Here is a 19,762-nt window from a genome sequence, read left to right on the forward strand (position 1 = left end):
CGGCCGGGATTGGCCGCGGGCTCCTCCGTTCGCTGCTGCCGGCGTGCTCGACCACACCGAGGGAACCGCGCATCCGTGTGTCGAGAATCGAATCTAAACGAAGCGCAGCCAGACGGATTGTGCAGATCCGAATCCCCGCGCCCACACTGCGATTCGGTTCCCGGCCCAGAACGGGTACATCGAAGGGAAGCCGTCTGCAGGCAGGATGATGGTGAATGCACCCGTGTCCGGGTCCACAAGCGTCCGCCGACCCTCCCTGATCGGATCTGCCGCGTTCGGTTCCAAGGCATCCCACGAGACGAATTCCGGGAATTCAGCGCCCTCGTTGAGTGCCAGAGTGCCACTGAGCTCTGCGAAGCCGTCCGCGCGATTGCTCTTCGCCACATTCGAGTAATCCGGCTCGAACAGTTCGATCGTCCCGGCGTTCGCGGGCTCCACGTACACCGTCGAGGTGGCGGTGGCATAGACCGTCGTGCCCCCGTATTCCCCATAGCTGACTGCGCGCGCGGTGATCGTGCAAGTGCCCCCCTCCACCGGGGAGAGGACGTGGCCGACCTCGAATCCACCGCCCCCCACTGTCGGCTCGACAGAGCTGTTGCCGCCGACCCACGTCGCGACGTGGGGCGGGCTGACGCTGAGCTGGAAGTTCCGGATCCAGTGAGTGAACCCTGCAGTCCCGACAATGATCCTGGGGGACGCAGTGGCGTCGATCCAGGCCCAACCCGCGGCCGGCTCATCCGGCATCGACGCCGCGGCGGCCGGGCTGGAAGCCGAAAGGGCGATCGCCGGCGCCCCCCACACCGCTGCGTGGACGACTGAGCGACGCGAAGCACCCGCGTACGCGCGAGGCTCGCCCGTTGCTCCTTCGCGGCTCTCGCGATCGTGACTGCTCATCGGGAAATCCTCGCTATCAGGACCGGGCTCACAGCCCGGCAGCTACATGTTGATATTTCCGATCATAGCATCCGCATTTAGGGTGAAGAATTTTATACTTGGACCGCAACTCGCGCGAATGCGCGAGACTCCAGGGCCGCCCCCACCACGCCGTCGGGCCAGAGGCCTGGTCAGGGGGCGGGGTTGACGTGGGCCAGGGTGCCGGAGGTGAGGGCGGCCCAGAGGGTGCCGTCGGGGGCGACGGTGAGGCCGCGGGGGGCGGAGCCTTCGGGTAGGGCGATCCGCTGCTCGGTGCCGTCGGGGGCGATGCGCAGCAGCGCGTCGGAGCCCCAGAGCGATGACCAGACGGCGCCGTCCGGGGCAGCGGCGACGGTGAACGGCGCGGCGCCCTCCTCCAGCGGGAGCAGGGTCAGCGTGCGGTCGCGGGCGACGCGGGCCAGGGCGTCCGCCGCGTGCAGGGCCGTCCAGACCGCGCCGTCCTCCGCGACCGTGACGCCGAGCGGGCCGGAGCCGAGCGGCAGCTCCACGAACTCGATCGCGGCGTCGCCGCCGCGCACGTGGCCGAGCGCCGGACGGTGGCCCTGGAGCGAGAACCAGACGCTGTCGCCCGACGACGCGATCCCGGAGGGGGCCCGCTCGGAGCCGACCGGATACTCTTCGACGCGGCCGAGGATGTCGATGCGGCCGAGCGCCTCGCCGAACTGCTCGGTGAACCAGGTCGTTCCGTCGGGCAGCGTCACGACGTCGAGCGGGAGGGCGCCGGGCGACGGAACCGCGAGTTCGCCGACGACGCGGACCCCCGGGCCGAGGTGCAGCAGGCGGTCACCGGTTCGGTCGACGACCCAGACGGTGTCCTCCGTCGCCGCGCGGACGCCGACCGGCCTCGCATCGGATCCGAGCTCCAGGAAGGCCAGCGCGCCGTCCGGGGCGCGACGCCCGACCTTGCCCGTCTCGCTGAACGTGAGCCACACCGCACCGTCGTCGGTCGCCGCAACGCCGACGAGCCCGTCGCCTTCGGGACCGTCGCCCGGCTCGCCGACCGGGATCAGTTCGACCGCGAAATTCTGCCCGCTCACAGCGTCGCGTCGATGGTGCGGTCGTACACCACCGTCCCGCCCACGCGGACGAGCCCGCCGTCGAGCGGCTCGGTGGCCAGCTCGGAGCCCTCGCCCTGCACGATCCGCAGCGGCCGGTCGAGCTTCGCGGTGAGGGCGACGGCCGCCGCGCCGGTGGCCTCGTCCTCCACGATGCCCATCGCCGGGGCGAACATCCGGGCGCGCAGCGTCCCCGCCTCCTCGTCGATCCACGCGTAGGCGTAGTGCTGGCCCTCGGTGAACGCGAACGGGTCGAGGTCTTCGACCGCCGCCGGGGAGTCCAGCGGCAGCCAGGTGAAATCGGGGGTCCAGGCGGCGCGGGCGTCGATCGCGGCCCAGTCGCCGTCGAGGTCGACGGAGACCGCGACGTCACCCGCCTTCTCGGCGAGGGCGCCGACCGGCGTGCGCTCGTGGGCCAGCCACCACGCCGTCCCGACGCTTGGGTGGCCCGCGAACGGGAGTTCCGAGGCGGGGGTGAAGATGCGGATCGTCGCGATGCCGCCCGCCGAGTCCAGCGCGTCGACGAAGACCGTCTCGCTGAAGCCCAAGGCGGCCGCGATGTCCTGCTCCCGCCCGGCCGTCGCGGGTGAGCTGGTGACGATGCCCAGCTCGTTGCCGTTGGCGCCGCGTTCGTCGGTGAAGACGCGGACGACCACTACCTCGATTTCATCCATAGCCCCCACCCTGTCATGCGAGCGATAATCACGCCATGAGTGACGAGGCCCCCATCCCCGCCGCCCCCACCGACGAAGAGGTCGCCGTCGACCACGCCGTCGATCGGCTCGCGGAGCGATTTCCCCAGGTCCCTCGGGACCGCATCGCCGACCTGGTGCACCGGCGGCACCTCGACTACACCGGCGCGCCCGTGCGCGACTTCATCCCGGTGCTCATCGAGCACGACGTCAAGCGTGAGCTGGCAGCGGAGGTGACCCCGCTGGCGTGAGCCCGTGCCGCCTCAGTACGTGCCCTTGATGACGAAGTAGGAGCCGCGGATCGTCCCCGCGAGCTTCGACTTCTGACGGGCGAACTTGAACGACGCGAGCTCCTCCGGCACCTCCATGCCGTCGGACAGCTTGAAGCCGACCGCGCGCTTGCCCGCGTCGGCGATCGTGTACATGACGTTGATCGACAGGCCCGACTCGTAGAACACGTAGGCCATCCGGATGCCGTCCACCTCGAACGAGGTGACCTCGAGGGCCGGCGAGGCGATCACGATGCCGCGCTCGTCGGCGAGGATGCGGCTGACCCAATCGAGGGCCTCCCGCTCCTCGGCGGCCGGCGCGGTCGCGAAGTCGTGGTCGTACTTGTTCTTGAAGTAGCGGGACTCGTTGGCGCGGAGGCCGGCGAGCGCGGGCGCGACGGGGCTCGACTCCAGTCCCTCCGTGGACACGTTCACGAAATCGACGACCTGGCGCATGCGGCCCTCCTCACTCGGCACTTTCCCGAGCCTAACGAATCTGCCGCGCGGGTTCAGGCTCCCGCGGCCGTCACGATGGCGTCGGTCGCGAAGCCGGCGACGATCCCGGCGAAGATGCACCACGCGACCAGGGTCTTCATCCCGGTGCGGCGGGCGACGGCGAGCAGCTCGATGACGACGTAGAGGATGGAGCCGGCCGCGAGCCCGAGGAACGCGATGGAGACGACGTCGCTGTGGAACGCCTGGCCGATGACGGTGCCGAGGAAGGTGGGGCCGCCGCCGATCAGCCCGAGCAGCGCGAGGTAGCCCCAGGACGGCCGGCTGCCGCTCAGCGGCGCCACGATCCCGAAGCCCTCGGTGGCGTTGTGGAGGCCGAAGCCGATGATGAGCAGGACGGCGAAAGCGAGCTCGCCCTGCGCGGCGGCGGTGCCGATCGCGAGACCCTCGGCGAAGTTGTGGAGCCCGATGCCGATCGCGATGGTGAGCGCCAGGCGGCGGGCGCCGGCGCGGGACTCGAGCTCGGTTGCGGCGACGATCGCGACGCCGGTGGCGGTGCCCACCGCGCCCATGCCCGCGCCGCCGTGCGGCTGGTTCGAGCCGTACGGCTGGGCGCCGGGTGCGGCCGGCGACCCGTCCGGGCCGGCCTCGGGCCGGATCGGCGACGCCAGCGCCAGCGCGCGCCGCTTCATGTACCGGTCGACGTAGGTGAGGCTGAGCAGGCCGACTCCGATGCACGCGGCCATCAGCAGACCCTGCCCGAGCGCCGGGCCGATCTGGTGCGACGACAGCGCCTTGTCCACGGGCTCCCACGCCTGCGACAGCACGTCCCACAGCAGGAAGATCAGGATGCCGGTCGCCAGCGCGTTCAGCGCGGCCTTCAGGCCGACCGCGTTCGAGCGCAGCCGGCCGATCGGCAGGCCGAGGAAGATGGTGAGACCGGCGACGGCGCCGAGAGCGGCGACACCCATGGGAGACATGAAGATCCTTCGTGGAGGCTGTTGACATCGAACCGGCAGGCCGGCCGCAATCGATTGTAAGGTAAGCCTCGCCTTACAAAGAATCTATTGAGAGGAGTCGCAGGTTCCCTCCCCTGCCTCACTCCGTCCGCGGCACCACGACCATCGGCACGGGCAGCTCGCGCAGCATCGCGGCCGCGGTGGAGCCGAGGAACAGCCGGCTGGGCTGTGCGAGGCGGCTGGAGCCTACGACGACGATCTCTCCAGGCTCCCAGTCGAGGCGCGCCACCGCGTGCTGGATGTTGTCGCCCTTGGCGACGACGGCCGTCGCGACGACGCCGGTGGCCGCGCTGGCCTCCTCCAGCACGGCGGCGGCGTGGTGCTCGCCGACGGTCTGCTTGGGAGCGGCCGCGTCGCCCGGAAGGTCGAGGGCGAGCAGGGAGACCAGCCGCAGGGGGACGCCGGCAGCGGCGGAGAGCCGCTCGCCGGTCGTCAGCACGTCGGCTGCGCCCGCTCGCGTGCCGACCATGCTGGTCACGCGGGTGAGCCGCGGGGCGTGGTCGCGCCAGCCCTCGGGTGCGAGCAGCACCGGGATCGGCGAGGCGTGCAGCAGCGCCCCCGCGACCGAGCCGACGGTGAAGCGGCCGAGCAGGCCGCCGCGCGCCGCGCCGACCACGATCAGCGTGGCGCCGAGCTCCTCCGCGGCGGTGAGCAGGCCCTCTGCGAGCGAGTCGCCGAAGACGACCCGCCCGCTGAAGGCGACCGACGACGGGACGCGAGTGCGCGCGTCCGCCAGCCAGCCCTCCGCGGTGTCGCGCAGGAGGGCGTCGTAGGCCGGGTCGTTCGGCACGTTTCCGCGCCGGGAGGTGTCCGGCATGACCAGGACCACGTCGAGGTCCGCCCCGAGGGAGGCGGCCAGCGCGGCTCCGGCGGCGAGGGCGTCGTCTCCGGACGGGGTGGCCTCGTATCCGACGAGGATGCGCTGAGTGGTGGTCATGGTCTGCTTCTTCCGGCTCGGGTGGTGCAGGAGGTTCGGGATGGGCGCCTCAGGGGTGGGGAGGCTCGGGTGGTGCTGGTTCGGGCGGCCCGCGGTCGTCCGCGGGCCGCCCGTGCCGCCGGGTCAGGCGGGGATGAGCGTGTACTTCGTGCTCAGGTACTCGTGGATGCCTTCGAGCCCGCCCTCACGGCCGAGGCCCGACTGCTTGACGCCGCCGAACGGGGCCGCTGCGTTGGAGACGAGCCCGGTGTTGAGGCCCATCATCCCGGTGTCCACGCGGTCGATCATGCGCTGGCCGCGCGCGAGGTCCTGGGTGAACACGTAGCCGACCAGACCGTACTCGGTCTCGTTCGCGCGCGCCACGGCCTCCTCCTCGGTGGAGAAGGTCGTGATCGCCAGGATCGGGCCGAAGATCTCCTCGCGGAGGATGTCGCTGCCGGGCTGCACGTCCACGAGCACGGTCGGCTCGAAGAAGAAGCCGTCGCCCTCTGGGGCCTTTCCGCCGCTGAGGACCCGGGCGCCGCGGGACACGGCGTCGCCCACGAGCGCGGTCATCGAGGCGACCGCGCGGTCGTCGATGAGCGGGCCGATGGTGACGCCGGGCTCGGTGCCGGGGCCGATCTTCAGGGCGTCGACCTTCTCGGTGACGCGGCGGGCGAACTCCTCTGCGACGTCCTCGTGGACGATGAAGCGGTTCGCGGCGGTGCAGGCCTGGCCGATGTTGCGGAACTTCGCGAGCATCGCGCCCTCGACGGCCTTGTCCAGGTCGGCGTCCTCGAAGACGACGAACGGGGCGTTGCCGCCGAGCTCCATGGAGGTGCGCAGCACGTTCTGGCCGGCCTGCGCGAGCAGGGCGCGGCCGACCGGCGTCGAGCCGGTGAACGACAGCTTGCGGAGGCGCGGGTCCGCGATGATCGGGGCGGAGACGGCGCCGGACGTGTTCGTCTGCACGACGTTGACGACACCGGCGGGCACGCCCGCGTCGGCCAGGAGCTGTGCGAAGAACAGCGTGGTCAGCGGGGTCAGCTCTGCCGGCTTCACCACGACGGTGCAGCCGGCGGCGAGCGCGGGAGCGATCTTCCGCGTCGCCATCGCCAGCGGGAAGTTCCACGGCGTGATGAAGAAGCTCGGCCCGACCGGTCGCTGCGAGACGACCATCGTGCCGGTGCCCTCGGGGTTCTGCCCGTAGCGGCCGGCGATGCGCACCGCCTCCTCAGAGAACCAGCGCAGGAACTCGCCGCCGTAGGTGACCTCGCCGTTGGCCTCGGCCAGCGGCTTGCCCATCTCCAGCGTCATCAGCAGCGCGAAGTCGTCGCGGCGCTCCTGCAGCAGGTCGAACGCGCGGCGCAGGATCTCGGCGCGGACACGCGGTGCGGTCGCGGCCCAGGCGTCCTGCGCGGCGACGGCGGCGTCCAGGGCGCGGATGCCGTCGTCGGGGGTCGCGTTGGCGATGCGCTTGATGACGCGGCCGGTGGCCGGGTCCTGCACCTGGATCTGCGGGCGGGTGCCCTGCTCCCAGGCGCCGCCGATGAACAGGCCGTCGGGGACGCGGGCGAGGAGGTCGGCCTCCTTGGCGGTGAACTCGGCGGTTCCGGTGGTCACGGTGTCGACGGCGCTCATGCGTTGGCCACCGCCTCCGCGACGACGTCCAGCCCCTCGATGAGGAGGTGGTCCGGGATGCTGAGCGGCGGGAGGAAGCGGATCACGTTGCCGTAGGTGCCGCAGGTGAGCAGCACGACGCCGGCCGCGTGGGCGGCGGCGGCGACCTTGGAGGTCAGCGCGGCGTCCGGCTCGCCGGTCTCGGCGTCGACCAGCTCGATGGCGACCATGGCGCCCTTGCCGCGCACCTCGGCGACGCGCGGGTCGGCGTCGCGGAGGGCGCCGAGCTTCTCGAACAGGATCTCGCCGATGGCGCGGGCGCGCGCGGCCAGGTCCTCCTGCTCGTAGGTCTCGATCGCGGCGAGCGCGGCCACGCAGGCGAGCGGGTTGCCGCCGTAGGTGCCGCCGAGGCCGCCGACCTGCGGCGCGTCCATGATCTCGGCGCGGCCGGTGACTGCGGACAGCGGGAGGCCGCCGGCGATGCCCTTGGCGGTGACGATCAGGTCGGGCACGATGCCGAACTGCTCGGAGGCGAACATGGTGCCGGTGCGGGCGAAGCCGGTCTGCACCTCGTCGGCGATGAAGACGACGCCGTTCTCGTTCGCCCAGGCCTGCAGGGCCGGGAGGAAGCCGTCGGCGGGGACGATGAAGCCGCCCTCGCCCTGGATCGGCTCGATGATGACAGCGGCGAGGTTGGAGGCGCCGATCTGCTTCTCGATCATGCTGATGGCGCGCTTGGCCGCCTCGGCGCCGGAGAGGCCGCCGTCGCGCAGCGGGTAGCTGAGCGGCGCACGGTAGATCTCGGGCGCGAACGGGCCGAAGCCGTTCTTGTACGGCTGGTTCTTGGCGGTGAGGCCCATCGTGAGGTTGGTGCGGCCGTGGTAGGCGTGGTCGAAGGCGACGACGGCCTGCTTGCCGGTGTAGTGGCGGGCGATCTTGACCGCGTTCTCGACAGCCTCCGCACCGGAGTTGAAGAGCGCGCTGCGCTTGGCGAAGTCGCCGGGCGTGAGGCGGTTGAGGGCCTCCGCGACGTCGACGTAGGAGTCGTACGGGGCGACGGTGAAGCAGGTGTGGGTGAAGGCTGCGACCTGGGCGGTCACGGCCTCGACGACGCGAGGGGCGGCGTTGCCGACACCGGTGACGGCGATGCCGGAGCCGAAGTCGATGAGGGAGTTGCCGTCGACGTCGACGAGCACACCCCCGCCCGCTGCGACGGTGAACACGGGGATGGTGGCGCCGACGCCGGCGGCGACGGCCTGGGCCTTGCGCTCGGCGCGCTTACGCGACTCGGGGCCGGGGATGGGGGTGACGAGCCGGCGCTCCTGCGGGAGCGAGGGTCCGCCGACGATGGCTGCGGAGGCGGGAGAAACGATGGTCATGGCGGCATCGTAAGGAGCAGGGCGACGTCGGCGCCTGGACGGGTCGTACAATTCGAACGTCAGGAATCGACACCCTGGCAGATGGAGTGCCCCGATGCCCGCGACCCTCGCCCAGCTCCTCGCCCGGCCGGAGCTCGGCCTGCGACTGCTCACCCCGGGCAACGTCGGCGAACTCGATGCCCCGCTGTCGTGGGCGCACAGCTCCGACCTCCCCGATCCGACGCCGTTCCTCTCGCCCGGCCAGGTGCTGCTGGTGACCGGGACGCCGGAGGATGTCGACCCCTACGTGGGGCGGCTCGTGGAGCACGGGATCGCGGGGCTGGGGTTCGGGACGGAGGTCGTGCGCGACACCCCGGAGCCGCTGGTCGCCGCCTGCGCCCGGCACGGTCTCCCGCTGTTCGAGGTGCCGTACCGGACGCCGTTCATCGCGGTGGCCCGGTTCGTCGCGGATCGGGTCGCCGCCGACGCCTACGCCCGCAACACCTGGGCGCTGCGGGCCTCCCGTGCGATCTCGCTCGCGGCGCTGCGGCCGGACGCGCTCGGCGCCGTGCTCGCCGAGCTGGCCCGCCAGATCGACCGGCCGGTCGCGCTGATCGGTGCGGACGGCACGCTGGACCGGCTCTCGCCGTCCGGGTCCCTGGACGCCGCGGCGCGGGCTGTGCTGACGGCCGCCGCCGAGCCGCTGCTGCGCAGCCGTCGCCGGGCGGCGGGGACGGCGGGGACGGACGCCGGGCCCTTCACGCTGCAGACCCTGGGCGCGGCGGGGCGGTTGCGCGGTGTGCTCGCGATCGGCTCCGACGGGCTCGACCAGGCGGCGCAGCAGGTGGTGACGGGCGTCGTCGCGCTCGCCGGCCTGGCGCTCGAGCAGAGCCGCGCGACCGACGCGGCGCGGGCGCGGCTCCGCACGGCGGTGTGGCGGGCGCTGCTGGCCGGGGACGTCGCGCTGGCGGAGGCCGTGGCCGAGCCGGTGCTCGGCGCGCTGCCCGACCAGCCGGCGCGCGTGACCGTGCTGCACGGCGCGGCCGCCGCCGCGGCGGCGGACTGGCTGGAGGCCGGTGGCGACGGCTTCTTCGCGCGCGACGGGCAGGATCTCGTTGCGCTCGGGGCGTCGCAGGAGACGATCGCGGAGGTGGCGGAGCGGTTCGAGCTGCGCGGCGGCTCGTCCGCTCCCGTCGGGTTCGGGGCGCTCGCGTCGGGCGTGACACAGGCGGGAGTCGCCGCCCGGCGCTCGACCCGAGACGAGCCCGTGCCCTCCTTCGACGACGTGGCCGCGGCCGGGATGCTCGCCCTGCTGCAGACGCCGGACGCCCGCGCCGTCGCGGCGACGGCCCTCGCGCCGCTGGCGGAGGCCGACCCGGCCCTCCCCGGCATCCTGCGGACCTGGCTGGACGCCGACGGTGTCTACGACGTGGCCGCGCGGCGGCTCGGGATGCACCGGCACACGCTGCGGGCGCGCGTCGCGGACGCCGAGCGGCTGCTCGGCCGCGACCTCGGCGGCTTCGCCGCGCGTGCCGACCTCTACGCAGCGCTCCGCGCAGCGGAGTAGGCCCGGCCAGCCCCTCCAACGACCTGGCAGGACACGCCGCGCAGCGCAGCCTCCACACGGCGTGTTGTGCCAGGCGGATGCGCGGGACAGGGGGCGCGACATGCCGTTATGCGGCGCGCGTAGCGGCGTGTTGCGACCCCTGTGGAGTCGCGGAGCCGGGACGCCGGCGGGTCAGCTCTCGGACGGGACCAGCGCGTCGGCGGGCACCGCGTGAGCGGCGTGGGAGGCCGCGCGCAGGCGGGTGACGATCAGCGCGCCGGCGGCCGCGGCGGCCGCGATGAAGAAGAGCGCGGCGACGGCGAGGTCCACCCACTGGCGGCGGGTGAAGCCCGCGTGGTGGGTGACCGCGACGGTGGCGAGGCCGTGGTCGACGGCCGGGGTGGTCAGGGCTCCGAGCGCGACGGCAGCCACGACGAACGCGAACCCGAACAACGACCAACCGACACTGCGCATGTTTCCATTCAAACCCACGGGATGCGGGAGGCAACCCCGCCCGGGCTGATCGTTACAGGTCGTTCAGGTAACGAGACTTTGTGAAAACGCGGAAGGCTCAGCTCAGCGCCAGGTCGCAGATCCGGCGGCACAGTTCTGCGTAGCCGATCCCGACGGCCGCCGCGGACTGCGGCAGCAGACTGGTCGCCGTCAGGCCGGGCAGCGAGTTCACCTCGATCGTCCACAGCGCGCCGTCGCGGTCGAGGCGGAAGTCGGTGCGGCTGTAGCCGCTCAGGCGCAGCGCCCGGTGCGCGGTCAGCGCCGCGGCCCTGGCCTCCGCCGCGACCTCGGCCGGCACGTCGGCGGGGAACGTCTCCGCCACCGCGCCCGGCTGGTACTTGTCGCCGTACGTGAACGCAGAATCCGGGTCGACCGCGATCTCCCCCACGGCGAGCGCCTCGTCGCCGAGCACGCCGACCGTCAACTCGCGGCCCGGGACGAAACGCTCGAAGAGCACGGAGCCGAACGCCGCCGCGCGCTCGACCGCCGCGTCCAGCTCGTCGGGGTCGCGCACGATGCTCAGCCCGACCGTCGAGCCCTGCGCGTTCGGCTTCACCACGACCGGGAGCCCGAGCTGCGCCGCCGCGGCGCCGGGCTCGAGCGGGTCCAGCACCCAGTCGGGCGTGCGCACGCCGGCCTGGACGAGCACGCGCTTGGTGAGCTCCTTGTCCATCGCGAGCCCGCTGCCGAGCGGGCCGGAGCCGGTGTACGGGATGCCGGCGAGCTGCAGGAGCGCCTGCAGCTCTCCGTTCTCCCCCGAGCCGCCGTGCAGCGCGAGGAACACCAGGTCGACGCCGGCGACCTCCGCGGGCAGCCGCAGCGCGCTCCCGGCGCCGGCCAGCCGGGCCAGCGCCGTCGACTCGGGAGGCGCGACGCCCACCGCGCCCGTCAGCACGCGCGTCTCGGCGGCCGCGTCGAGGGCGCCGGAGGCCGTGTCGACGGCCAGCACGTCGTGGCCGAGCCCGCGGAGCGCGCGCACCACCGGCGCCGCGCTCGCGATCGAGACATCCCGCTCCTCGCTGGAGCCGCCGAACAGCACTGCGATCCGCATCCCGCCACGCTACCCACAACCCGCCGAGTACGCGAACAATCCGCGTACTCGAGCGTCTCGGCCTGATTTCTCGCGTACTCGGCGGGTGGCCAGGGGCGGGGTCAGGCCTCGCGGGTGATGGAGACGGAGACGAAGAGCTCCGAGCCGGCGGCGCCGGAGTACACGCCGCGCAGCGGGGCCACGTCGGCGTAGTCGCGACCGTGGCCCACCCGCACGTGCCGGTCGCCGATCTCGATGCCGTTGGTCGGGTCGTAGCCGTGCCAGCCGCCGCAGAACCACTCGACCCAGGCGTGCGACTCCCCGACCACGGTCTCCCCGACCGCCGCATCGGCCTGCGGGTGCAGGTAGCCGGACACGTACCGGGCCGGGATGCCGGCCGAGCGGAGCGCCCCGATCGCGACGTGCGCGATGTCCTGGCAGACGCCGCCGCGCGACTCCCAGGCCTCCTTCGCGGTGGTCCGCACGCCGGTGACGCCGCTCTCGTAGGCCATCGTCTCCCCCACCTCGGCGACGATGGCGTGCGCGGCGGAGCACGGGTCGCCGGCCGCGCCTGCTGCCGACACCGCCAACTCGACCAGCGACGCCGGTGGCTCGGTCAGCGGCGTCTGCCGGAGCTGCTGCACGCACTCCCCCGACCGCGCGACGGCCTCGGCGAGCGCCTCCCAGCCGAGCGGGTCCTGCGGGTGCTCGGCGTCCAGCACCTCCACCAGGCTGCTCGCCGTGATGGTCAGCTCGCGGTGCGGGTTCAGCACGTCGAAGGCCAGCACGCGCGTGCCCCAGTAGTCGGTGTACTGGTGGTGCGACGACACCGGCTGCACGTCGACCGCGCTGTGCAGCACGAGCTGCCGTTCGCCGGAGACCGGCAGCATCCGCGCCTCGTTGTAGGAGGCCGACACCTCCGCCCCGTACCGGTAACCGGTCGAGTGGGTCACCCGCAGCCGCTTCATCCGCGCTCCCCCGTCCAGCTCGGCGCCGTGCTCTCCGGGAAGTAGCGCCGGGTGATCGCGGACGTCGCCGCGCTGGTCGCCTCCTGGATGACGGCCATGTGCGCGGGGAGGTCGTCGAGCACCTCCGCGACCGGACGGAACTCCAGCTCGCTCTGCACCTGGCCGAGCAGCCGCGCGGCGCGGTCGGACACCCCCGCGCGCTCGTTCCGCGGCTCGATGTCGTGCAGGCTCGCCACGGCGCAGGTGATCGCGTAGAGGATCGACCGCGGGAACAGCCGGTCGTGCAGCAGGAACTCGGCGGCGTTCCGGGTGGAGGGGACGCCTCGGTAGGTCCGCAGGTACGCCTCGTACGCGCCGCAGGAACGCAGGATGGTCGTCCAGCTCGGGCCGCTGGCCTCGGTCAGCGAGCGGGTCGCGAGCAGTCGCGCGGTCATGTCGGCCCGCTCCAGGCTGCGGCCCAGCGTGAAGAAGTGCCAGGCCTCGTCGCGGCTGGCGCCGGAGTCCATGATCCCGACCGCGAGCGCCGTGCGGTCGCGCACCCAGGTGAAGAACTCGTGCACCTTGTCGCTCGTCACCCGCCGCGGCACCCGCGCGGCCGTGGTGTTCAGGCACTCCCACAGCTCGGTCGAGACGATCTCCCTGGCGCGGCGGGCGTTCTCCCGCGCGGCGCCCAGCGAGTAGGCGATGGAGGCCGGCGTGCCGCGGTCGACGGCGAGCAGGCGCAGCACGTCCTCGCGGGCGATCGGACCGGGCACCTCGGCGGAGCCCATCACGCCGAGCAGCGACCGGCAGGCGGTGTCCTCGTCGATCCACGGGTCCTCCAGCAGGAGCTGCAGGTGCACGTCGAGGATGCGCGCGGTGCCGTCGCTGCGCTCGACGTAGCGGCCGATCCAGAACAGGGAGGAGGCGATCCGGCTGAGCATCACGCCCGCTCCTCTCGGCCGCGCGCCGCGGCCTGCTGCTGCTGCTGTTGCTGCTGATCCGTCCGCGGGGCGTCGGCGCTGGAGTGGTCCGGCGCGGGCAGCGGAGGCGCCGCGGCCTGGTCGGCGACGAGGCCGGGCAGGTCACGGGGTTCGGGCGCCTCCTGAACCCCGGCACTGTCGCCGGACGCCGCCATCCCGATCACCCAGGTGTCCTTCGACCCGCCGCCCTGGCTGCTGTTCACGACGAGCTGTCCCTCCGCGAGCGCGACGCGTGTGAGCCCGCCCGGCAGCACCCAGACGTCGCGCCCGTCGTTCACCGCGAACGGCCGCAGGTCGACGTGCCGCGGCCGCAACCCGTCGCCCACGAGCGTGGGGATCGTGGAGAGCTGCACGACCGGTTGCGCGATCCAGCCGCGCGGGTCGGCGACGAGCAGCGCCCGCAGCCGGGCCAGTTCCTTGCGGTCGGCGTCGGGTCCGATCACCAGCCCCTTGCCGCCGGAGCCGTCGACCGGTTTGACGACCAGTTCGTCCAGCCGGTCGAGCACCTCGGCCAGGGCGTCCGGCTCCTCCAGCCGCCAGGTGTCGACGTTCGGGAGGATCGGGTCCTCGGCCAGGTAGTAGCGGATCAGGTCGGGCAGGTAGGTGTAGACGAGCTTGTCGTCGGCGACGCCGTTGCCGACCGCGTTGGCGATCGTCACGGTGCCGAGCCGGGCGGCGAGCATCAGGCCCGGCGTCCCGAGCACCGAGTCGACCCGGAACTGCAGCGGGTCGAGGAAGTCGTCGTCGATGCGGCGGTAGATCACGTCGACGCGCCGTGGCCCCGAGGTGGTCCGCATCCACACCGTGCCGGCGGAGCAGAACAGGTCGCGGCCCTCCACCAGCTCCACCCCCATCAGCCGGGCGAGCAGGGTGTGCTCGAAGTACGCGGAGTTGTAGACGCCGGGGGTGAGGACGACGACGTTCGGGTTTTCCATGCCGCCCGGCGCGCTGGCCTTCAGCGCCTGCAGCAGCCGGTGCGGGTAGTCGCCGACCGGCCGCACGCGCATCGAGGTGAACAACTCGGGGAGGGTCTGCGCCATCACCCGGCGGTTGGAGATGACGTAGGAGACGCCGCTCGGCACCCGGACGTTGTCCTCCAGCACCCGCCAGCCGCCCTGCTCGTCGCGGATCAGGTCGATGCCGGAGACGTGCACGCGCACGCCGTTGGCGCTCTCCACCCCGGCCGCGGCCCGGTGGAAGTGCGCCGAGGAGGTGATCAGGCCGGCCGGGATGACGCCGTCGCGGACCGCGTTCTGGGCGCCGTAGACGTCGCTGAGGAAGGCCTCCAGCGCCCGGACGCGCTGCTTCACGCCGCTCTCGATGAGCGACCACTCGGACTGCTCGATGACGCGCGGGACGGCGTCCAGCGGGAAGGGCCGCTCCTCCCCGGCGAAGTCGAAGGTGACTCCCTGGGCGAGGTAGGAGCTGGCGAGCGCGTCGGTGCGGCCGCGGAGCTCCTCCTGCGTCAGCGCGGCCAGCGCCGCGAACAGCTCGCGGTAGGCGGGACGGGTGCGCTCGGCGACCGGGCCGCGGACACCGGCGAACATCTCGTCGAACGGCGCGGTGCGTCCGCGCCGGCGCCGCGCGGCCTGCGTGCCGTACCCGCCGAACAGATCACCCATGGCAGGACGCTACCGAGCGCCGGTTTCCCGCAGATTTCCCCACGTTTCGCCCACATCACAACCTGCCGGTTCAGGTCGGCGGCGGGTTGCCGCCAGAATGGGCGGATGAACATTCCGATCTCCGGCACCCACTTCGGTCTGACCGCGGGCGACTACCACGCGACCATCGCGTCGGTCGGCGCCTCCCTGCGCACGCTGGAGTTCGACGGCAGGCCCCTGGTGGTCCCCTTCGACGCCGACGAGGTGCGGCCGGCGTTCCGCGGCGCGACGCTGGCGCCGTGGCCGAACCGGGTCGTCGACGGCCGGTACACGTTCGAGGGCGTCGAGCGGCAGCTCGCGCTGACGGAGCCGAAGCGCGGCCACGCCCTGCACGGCCTCGCCACCTGGCTCGACTTCACCGCCATCGACCGCTCCCCCAGCAGTGTGACCCTGTCCGCCACGATCGAGGCGCAGGAGGGCTACCCGCACCGCGTGGACGTCGCGGTCGCATTCGAGCTGGACGAGGACGGCCTCCACACCACCGTCACCGGCACCAACACCGGCACCTCGGCGGCGCCGTGGGGAACCGGGCCGCACCCGTACCTGGTGGCGGGCGAGGGCCGAGTGGACGACTGGACGCTGGACCTCCCCGCCGACCGCGTGCTGACGGTCACCGAGGACCGGCTCATCCCCGTGGGCCTCGCCGACGTGATGGGCGGCCCCTTCGACTTCCGCGCCGCGCGCCCGATCGCGAACACCTTCATCGACCACGCCTTCACCGAACTGCGCCGCGACGCCGACGGCACCGCCACGGTCTCGCTGATCGCCCCGGAGGGCACCGGCGTCGCGATGACCTGGGACGCCGCGTGCCCCTGGGTGCAGGTTCACACCGCCGACCGCGACATCCCGGAGCTCAACCGCCTCGGTTTGGCGGTCGAGCCGATGACCTGCCCGCCCGACGCGTTCAACTCGGGGACGGACCTCCTCGTGCTGGCGCCCGGGGAGTCGGCGTCGGCGGGGTGGACGATCCGGGCGCTCTAGCCCGCGGGGACGGCCGGCGCCCAGAGTACACGCGGCGAGCGCAGACCCTGGACGAAGAAAAGCACACCGGTCAACAGCAGCCCGAGTTGGAAGGCGACCAGCCCCCAAATCGAGGCGCCGGTCGCGACCGGGAGAGGTATCCGGCTCAACACCAGCGTGCCGATCAGCAGCACTGCGAGGATCGGAAGCGCCCAGCGGTCCGGGCCGGTGAGCACTCCTGCCCGGAAGACGGCGAGGGCGGCGACGACGAGGGCGACCACGTGGACGAGCGCCCGAGCCCAGAGCAGGATGCTCGCGACCGCCATCTGTCCCTCATTCACGGCGACCACGGTCAGGTTCATCGAGACGTACCCGAACGACATGACGCTTGTCAGGGCAAAGACCACGAGAGCTGCCCTCCCGACCCGAGATGACCCGGCGATGCCGCCCTCACCGCGGACGCCGAAGGCCAGTACGACGAACGCGATGATCAGGACGACAGCGGACGCCGCGCCGAGTCCGGGCGTGTCCGCGACGTATAGCCACGACGTTCCCGGCGGCGGGAACACCCAGACCAACTCCGCCACGCTCGGGACAACCGTCGCGAGCACGAGGGCGGCGCCGCCCCACGTCAGCGTGACGCGCGACGCACCCATCGGCTGACCCGTCACGATCCGGCTCCCTCGTTGATGCGGCCACCACCCAGCGGCCCAGTGGACACCGCATCCGCGGAACCCATCGAGGAGACTTTGCTTCACCGCTGCCGAAACCGCAAGCACCATCACATTCTTTCGCTCCCCGCGGTTCGACCTCACCCGAAAAACGGGTGATGCCCCCAGCGGAACCCGACCCGACTGGGGGCATCGAATGGCTGCACTAGGAGCAGCATGGCGTTGCGACGGAGGCGAGTACCCGTTCCCGCGTTCCGTCTGCCACTGAGCCACCGGATGCTTCACGGTGCTCGTGATTAGACCCTACATGCCCCATGAGAGATTTCACAGAATTCTCGATGCTATGCATGCATTAGCGGTGTTCCCGGCGGCCGGGACGCGCATCCCACGACGGTGCGCGTCCCGGCCGGCCGGAGTGGTGCGCGCGGCCATCCACGACTGGCCGCGCGCGGTCTTCGGGGGCTGCGAGCAGCCCGCGGTCCGGTCAGCTCCCGGCGGGCTGGAGCGCCGCCACGATCGCCGCCGCCGTCTCGCGGCCGACCCGGATGGCGCCGTCCACGTGCTGGTAGCCCTTGCCCGCCATGTCGCTGCAGGAGAAATGGATGGGGCCGACCGGCGTGCGCAGGTCCGCGCCGTAGCGCGCCAGGCCGCCCATGTCGAAGCTGGCGGCGTAGGCGCCGCGGGTCCACTCCTCGCTGCCCCAGTCGCTCTCGTAGTACACGACCGGGCTCAGCGCCTGCGCGCCGTAGTAGTGCGACAGCGACTCGAGGATGCGCGCCTTGCGCTCCTCCGGGCTCAGCCGGAACACGTCGTCGGCCGCCTCGTCGGAGACGAAGCCGACCAGGGTGCCGCGCGGGTCGCCGTCGTAGCTGTTGTCGTAGGCCTCGTGCACCAGCTCGTACGGGCTGAAGGCGGTGCCGCTGTAGCCGAGGTCGCGCCAGAACGGCGTCTCGTAGACGGCGTGCACCTTGATGACGAAGCCCATCGAGAGGTGCTGGTGGAGCTGCTGCTGACGGCGGGGCAGCGGCGGCTCGTAGGAGATGCGGCTGATCAGCACCGGCGGCACGGCCAGGATCGCGAAGCGGGCGTGCACCTCCAGGTCGTCGGTGATCGCGGTGACGCCGGATCCCGTGCCCTCGGCGTCCCAGCGGAGGGTGCGCACCGGCGCGTTCAGGTGGACGTCGTCGCCCAGGCGCTCGGCGAGCAGCAGCGGCACCTGCTGGAGGCCGCCCTTCACCCGCTTGTCGAGGATGAAGTCGGCGTCGACCAGGTTGCTGAAGCTGCCGGCGCTGGCGGCCATGAGCAGGGCCTGCAGCGCGGAGAAGGCGTGCGCGGGCTTGGTGAGCATGGCGCCCGCGATGAACATGCCGATGTTGCGGCGGGCCTCCTCGTCGTCGGTCTGGGTCTCCAGCCAGCGGCGGAACGAGATCTCGTCCAGCTCCTTGGCCTGCGGGTGCTCCCACGGCCGGTCGGGGTCGATCTCGGCGACGAGGGCGTCGAGCCGCTCGATCAGGCCGACGATCTCCTGCTCGGTCGCCGGGGCGACGGGGAAGATCTCGCCCTCGAACGTGCGGCGAGCGCCGTTCTCGCCGAGGTAGATGTTGATGCCCTCGCGGTAGCGGGAGTAGGTCTCCAGCCCCAGCTCCTCCAGGGTGCCGATCAGCGCGTCCTGGTCGGGCGAGACCCACTGGCCGCCGATCTCCAGGGTGGCGCCGTCGATGTCGTTCGTCCAAAGCCGGCCGCCCACGCGGTCGCGGGCCTCCAGCACGGCGACGCTCAGGCCGGCCTTCTTCAGTTCCGTCGCGGCCGTGAGGCCGGAGGCTCCAGCGCCGACGATGACCACGTCACGTTCGATGCTGTTCATGGCTATCACTCCTCCATCGGGGTTCACGAGGATGCTAGGCGGGCACGGGACGCCCCATCCTGTACACGCTGTCGAAGAGTCGGATCACCCCTCGACGACATGTACGTTCTGCTGCTGCTGCGCGCGCGCCTCCGCCGTCGCGGCTCCGGTCACCCGCAGGTACACGATGAGCCAGCCGAAGACGAGGACGCCCGCCACCAGCTCCGCGGCCGTGAGCACGTAGTACCCGACGGCGAAGAGCACCAGGACCACCACGATCGTCGCGAAGAACACGTAGCCGAGCACGAAGAACGCCCGCGGCGCGGTCGGCAGGGCGGCGCGGACCCAGAAGACGACGAGCGCGAAGACGAGGACCATCCCGACCGCCGAGACGTTGTGGAGGAGGATCGAGATGTTCAGCGTGAAGATGCCGACGCACGCCAGCAGCACGCCGATCAGGATGAGCCCGACGCGCACGCGCAGCACCGCCGAGTGCCGCTTCGGGTCGGCGATCCCGCGGGCATCGGTGGCGTAGCGCGCGATCGCGGTCACGATCACGCCCGTCACGATGAGCGTGAGGTTGAACGTCAGCGACGAGATGCTCTGCGACATCCCGAGGGCGCTCAGGTGCTTCATCCACCAGTGCGGGTCGGGCGCGCTGAGCATCGACGCGAGAATGCCCACCACCGCGAACGCGGCCAGCACGGTGGAGAGCCGCATCAGGTCCATCCCGGCGGCCGAGAGGAACACGGCGTAGGCGGTCACCCCGGCGGCGGCTGCGGCGAGGACGGTCGCCGAGAGGAAGTAGACCGTGGCGTCCTGGAACCCCTCGGCGAGCACCGCGCCGAGCACCAGCCAGCCGAGCAGGGCGAGGATGCCGTGGGCGAGCGCGATGGCGACGGTGTCGAAGATGTCGGTACCGGTCGCGCGGTGCGTCGGGGCGCCTTGGGCTGCCGTGAGCTGGAACGGGGTCAGGCCCTCCCGCCGCCACAGCCGTCCGGCGACATAGGCGAGGAAGGCGATCACCCCGGCCGCGATCGCGACGAACTGGCCGACGGAGCCCGGACCGGCGATCGGGAGGGTGTGCCCCCAGAACGCGAGCAAGGCGACGACGCCGGAGAGCACGAACGTGACCGCGCCGACCACGATCCCGGCGCCCTCGACCGTGAGCCGCGCCGGTGCGCTGAGGCCGCCGAACGCGGGCCGGACCCGATCTCTGATGCTCATCGCGATCACCTTCCGCTCCCCCGCGACCGGGCCGGTCGACGTCGCGCACACCGTAACGCCGCGCCA

The 19,762-nt window shown here is 72.3% G+C and carries 19 protein-coding genes; 3 read left to right on the forward strand and 16 right to left on the reverse strand.

The window, feature by feature from the left end; translation table 11 throughout:
* Positions 1–93: 93 nt before the first annotated feature.
* The 3 genes from ABIA36_RS04430 to ABIA36_RS04440 form a co-directional block, all read right to left on the reverse strand.
* Positions 94–894, reverse strand: coding sequence for a hypothetical protein (locus tag ABIA36_RS04430; RefSeq protein ID WP_369961058.1), 801 nt, complete (start codon positions 892–894; stop codon positions 94–96).
* A 170-nt stretch (positions 895–1,064) separates the two neighbouring features.
* Positions 1,065–1,970, reverse strand: coding sequence for a hypothetical protein (locus ABIA36_RS04435; RefSeq protein ID WP_369961059.1), 906 nt, complete (start codon positions 1,968–1,970; stop codon positions 1,065–1,067).
* Positions 1,967–2,662, reverse strand: a complete 696-nt coding sequence (locus ABIA36_RS04440; protein WP_369961060.1) for a PhzF family phenazine biosynthesis protein — start codon at positions 2,660–2,662, stop codon at positions 1,967–1,969. The genes ABIA36_RS04435 and ABIA36_RS04440 overlap by 4 nt, the downstream gene beginning before the upstream one ends.
* Before the next feature lie 35 nt (positions 2,663–2,697).
* Between ABIA36_RS04440 and ABIA36_RS04445 the strand changes: the two genes are divergently transcribed.
* Positions 2,698–2,931: a three-helix bundle dimerization domain-containing protein gene (locus tag ABIA36_RS04445; RefSeq protein WP_369961061.1), complete on the forward strand. Its 234-nt coding sequence runs from the start codon at positions 2,698–2,700 to the stop codon at positions 2,929–2,931.
* A gap of 12 nt (positions 2,932–2,943) precedes the next feature.
* Here the strand turns inward: ABIA36_RS04445 and ABIA36_RS04450 are convergent, their stop codons facing one another.
* From ABIA36_RS04450 to gabT, 5 genes are all read right to left on the reverse strand, one after another.
* The gene (locus tag ABIA36_RS04450; RefSeq protein WP_369961062.1) at positions 2,944–3,405 is read right to left on the reverse strand and encodes a phage tail protein; all 462 of its coding nucleotides are present in this window, start codon (positions 3,403–3,405) and stop codon (positions 2,944–2,946) included.
* A gap of 53 nt (positions 3,406–3,458) precedes the next feature.
* Positions 3,459–4,382 carry a ZIP family metal transporter gene (locus ABIA36_RS04455; protein ID WP_369961063.1) on the reverse strand — a complete coding sequence of 308 codons (924 nt, stop codon included), beginning with the start codon at positions 4,380–4,382 and terminating at the stop codon, positions 3,459–3,461.
* A gap of 118 nt (positions 4,383–4,500) precedes the next feature.
* The gene (locus tag ABIA36_RS04460; RefSeq protein ID WP_369961064.1) at positions 4,501–5,358 is read right to left on the reverse strand and encodes a universal stress protein; all 858 of its coding nucleotides are present in this window, start codon (positions 5,356–5,358) and stop codon (positions 4,501–4,503) included.
* A 123-nt stretch (positions 5,359–5,481) separates the two neighbouring features.
* Positions 5,482–6,978: an NAD-dependent succinate-semialdehyde dehydrogenase gene (locus tag ABIA36_RS04465; RefSeq protein WP_369961065.1), complete on the reverse strand. Its 1,497-nt coding sequence runs from the start codon at positions 6,976–6,978 to the stop codon at positions 5,482–5,484.
* A complete protein-coding gene (gene gabT / locus ABIA36_RS04470) occupies positions 6,975–8,336 on the reverse strand; it encodes a 4-aminobutyrate--2-oxoglutarate transaminase (RefSeq protein WP_369961066.1) in 1,362 nt (453 codons plus the stop codon). Before gabT ends, ABIA36_RS04465 begins: the two co-directional genes overlap by 4 nt.
* Positions 8,337–8,430: 94 nt before the next feature.
* Here gabT and ABIA36_RS04475 point away from each other — a divergent pair, with 94 nt between their 5' ends.
* Positions 8,431–9,882 (forward strand): PucR family transcriptional regulator, encoded by a 1,452-nt coding sequence (locus tag ABIA36_RS04475; RefSeq protein WP_369961067.1) that lies wholly within the window; start codon positions 8,431–8,433, stop codon positions 9,880–9,882.
* Between the two features lie 171 nt (positions 9,883–10,053).
* Here ABIA36_RS04475 and ABIA36_RS04480 read toward each other — a convergent pair whose 3' ends face one another.
* The 5 genes from ABIA36_RS04480 to ABIA36_RS04500 all read right to left on the reverse strand — a co-directional run bounded on the left by ABIA36_RS04480 (position 10,054) and on the right by ABIA36_RS04500 (position 14,956).
* On the reverse strand, positions 10,054–10,335 hold the full coding sequence (locus ABIA36_RS04480; RefSeq protein ID WP_369961068.1) for a hypothetical protein: 282 nt from the start codon (positions 10,333–10,335) through the stop codon (positions 10,054–10,056).
* Between the two features lie 97 nt (positions 10,336–10,432).
* Complete coding sequence (locus tag ABIA36_RS04485; protein ID WP_369961069.1) at positions 10,433–11,425, reverse strand: D-alanine--D-alanine ligase; 993 nt, start codon at positions 11,423–11,425, stop codon at positions 10,433–10,435.
* A gap of 101 nt (positions 11,426–11,526) precedes the next feature.
* Positions 11,527–12,372, reverse strand: a complete 846-nt coding sequence (locus ABIA36_RS04490; protein WP_369961070.1) for a transglutaminase N-terminal domain-containing protein — start codon at positions 12,370–12,372, stop codon at positions 11,527–11,529.
* Positions 12,369–13,295, reverse strand: a complete 927-nt coding sequence (locus ABIA36_RS04495; RefSeq protein WP_369962077.1) for an alpha-E domain-containing protein — start codon at positions 13,293–13,295, stop codon at positions 12,369–12,371. The genes ABIA36_RS04490 and ABIA36_RS04495 overlap by 4 nt, the downstream gene beginning before the upstream one ends.
* A complete protein-coding gene (locus ABIA36_RS04500) occupies positions 13,295–14,956 on the reverse strand; it encodes a circularly permuted type 2 ATP-grasp protein (RefSeq protein WP_369961071.1) in 1,662 nt (553 codons plus the stop codon). Before ABIA36_RS04500 ends, ABIA36_RS04495 begins: the two co-directional genes overlap by 1 nt.
* 105 nt (positions 14,957–15,061) lie before the next feature.
* On the opposite strand from ABIA36_RS04500, the gene ABIA36_RS04505 reads away from it, so the two are divergent.
* Positions 15,062–15,976, forward strand: a complete 915-nt coding sequence (locus ABIA36_RS04505; protein WP_369961072.1) for an aldose 1-epimerase family protein — start codon at positions 15,062–15,064, stop codon at positions 15,974–15,976.
* Here the strand turns inward: ABIA36_RS04505 and ABIA36_RS04510 are convergent.
* The 3 genes from ABIA36_RS04510 to ABIA36_RS04520 form a co-directional block, all read right to left on the reverse strand.
* Positions 15,973–16,626: a hypothetical protein gene (locus ABIA36_RS04510; RefSeq protein ID WP_369961073.1), complete on the reverse strand. Its 654-nt coding sequence runs from the start codon at positions 16,624–16,626 to the stop codon at positions 15,973–15,975. The genes ABIA36_RS04505 and ABIA36_RS04510 overlap by 4 nt on opposite strands.
* A gap of 484 nt (positions 16,627–17,110) precedes the next feature.
* Complete coding sequence (locus ABIA36_RS04515) at positions 17,111–18,490, reverse strand: flavin monoamine oxidase family protein (RefSeq protein ID WP_369961074.1); 1,380 nt, start codon at positions 18,488–18,490, stop codon at positions 17,111–17,113.
* A gap of 84 nt (positions 18,491–18,574) precedes the next feature.
* On the reverse strand, positions 18,575–19,696 hold the full coding sequence (locus ABIA36_RS04520) for a hypothetical protein (protein WP_369961075.1): 1,122 nt from the start codon (positions 19,694–19,696) through the stop codon (positions 18,575–18,577).
* Between the last annotated feature and the right edge of the window lie 66 nt (positions 19,697–19,762).

The sequence above is a fragment of the Leifsonia sp. EB34 genome (assembly GCF_041260585.1).
Taxonomy (GTDB): Bacteria; Actinomycetota; Actinomycetes; order Actinomycetales; family Microbacteriaceae; genus Leifsonia.

What these genes read in the sequence shown, in the direction of transcription:
- ABIA36_RS04475 (WP_369961067.1), top strand. Translation starts at nt 8,431, where the DNA reads ATGCCCGCGACCCTCGCCCAGCTCCTCGCCCGGCCGGAGCTCGGCCTG.
- ABIA36_RS04515 (WP_369961074.1), bottom strand. Translation starts at nt 18,490, where the DNA reads ATGAACAGCATCGAACGTGACGTGGTCATCGTCGGCGCTGGAGCCTCC.
- ABIA36_RS04460 (WP_369961064.1), bottom strand. Translation starts at nt 5,358, where the DNA reads ATGACCACCACTCAGCGCATCCTCGTCGGATACGAGGCCACCCCGTCC.
- ABIA36_RS04450 (WP_369961062.1), bottom strand. Translation starts at nt 3,405, where the DNA reads ATGCGCCAGGTCGTCGATTTCGTGAACGTGTCCACGGAGGGACTGGAG.
- ABIA36_RS04440 (WP_369961060.1), bottom strand. Translation starts at nt 2,662, where the DNA reads ATGGATGAAATCGAGGTAGTGGTCGTCCGCGTCTTCACCGACGAACGC.
- ABIA36_RS04505 (WP_369961072.1), top strand. Translation starts at nt 15,062, where the DNA reads ATGAACATTCCGATCTCCGGCACCCACTTCGGTCTGACCGCGGGCGAC.
- ABIA36_RS04500 (WP_369961071.1), bottom strand. Translation starts at nt 14,956, where the DNA reads ATGGGTGATCTGTTCGGCGGGTACGGCACGCAGGCCGCGCGGCGCCGG.
- ABIA36_RS04455 (WP_369961063.1), bottom strand. Translation starts at nt 4,382, where the DNA reads ATGTCTCCCATGGGTGTCGCCGCTCTCGGCGCCGTCGCCGGTCTCACC.
- ABIA36_RS04430 (WP_369961058.1), bottom strand. Translation starts at nt 894, where the DNA reads ATGAGCAGTCACGATCGCGAGAGCCGCGAAGGAGCAACGGGCGAGCCT.
- ABIA36_RS04445 (WP_369961061.1), top strand. Translation starts at nt 2,698, where the DNA reads ATGAGTGACGAGGCCCCCATCCCCGCCGCCCCCACCGACGAAGAGGTC.
- ABIA36_RS04520 (WP_369961075.1), bottom strand. Translation starts at nt 19,696, where the DNA reads ATGAGCATCAGAGATCGGGTCCGGCCCGCGTTCGGCGGCCTCAGCGCA.
- ABIA36_RS04485 (WP_369961069.1), bottom strand. Translation starts at nt 11,425, where the DNA reads ATGCGGATCGCAGTGCTGTTCGGCGGCTCCAGCGAGGAGCGGGATGTC.
- gabT (WP_369961066.1), bottom strand. Translation starts at nt 8,336, where the DNA reads ATGACCATCGTTTCTCCCGCCTCCGCAGCCATCGTCGGCGGACCCTCG.
- ABIA36_RS04465 (WP_369961065.1), bottom strand. Translation starts at nt 6,978, where the DNA reads ATGAGCGCCGTCGACACCGTGACCACCGGAACCGCCGAGTTCACCGCC.
- ABIA36_RS04480 (WP_369961068.1), bottom strand. Translation starts at nt 10,335, where the DNA reads ATGCGCAGTGTCGGTTGGTCGTTGTTCGGGTTCGCGTTCGTCGTGGCT.
- ABIA36_RS04495 (WP_369962077.1), bottom strand. Translation starts at nt 13,295, where the DNA reads ATGCTCAGCCGGATCGCCTCCTCCCTGTTCTGGATCGGCCGCTACGTC.
- ABIA36_RS04490 (WP_369961070.1), bottom strand. Translation starts at nt 12,372, where the DNA reads ATGAAGCGGCTGCGGGTGACCCACTCGACCGGTTACCGGTACGGGGCG.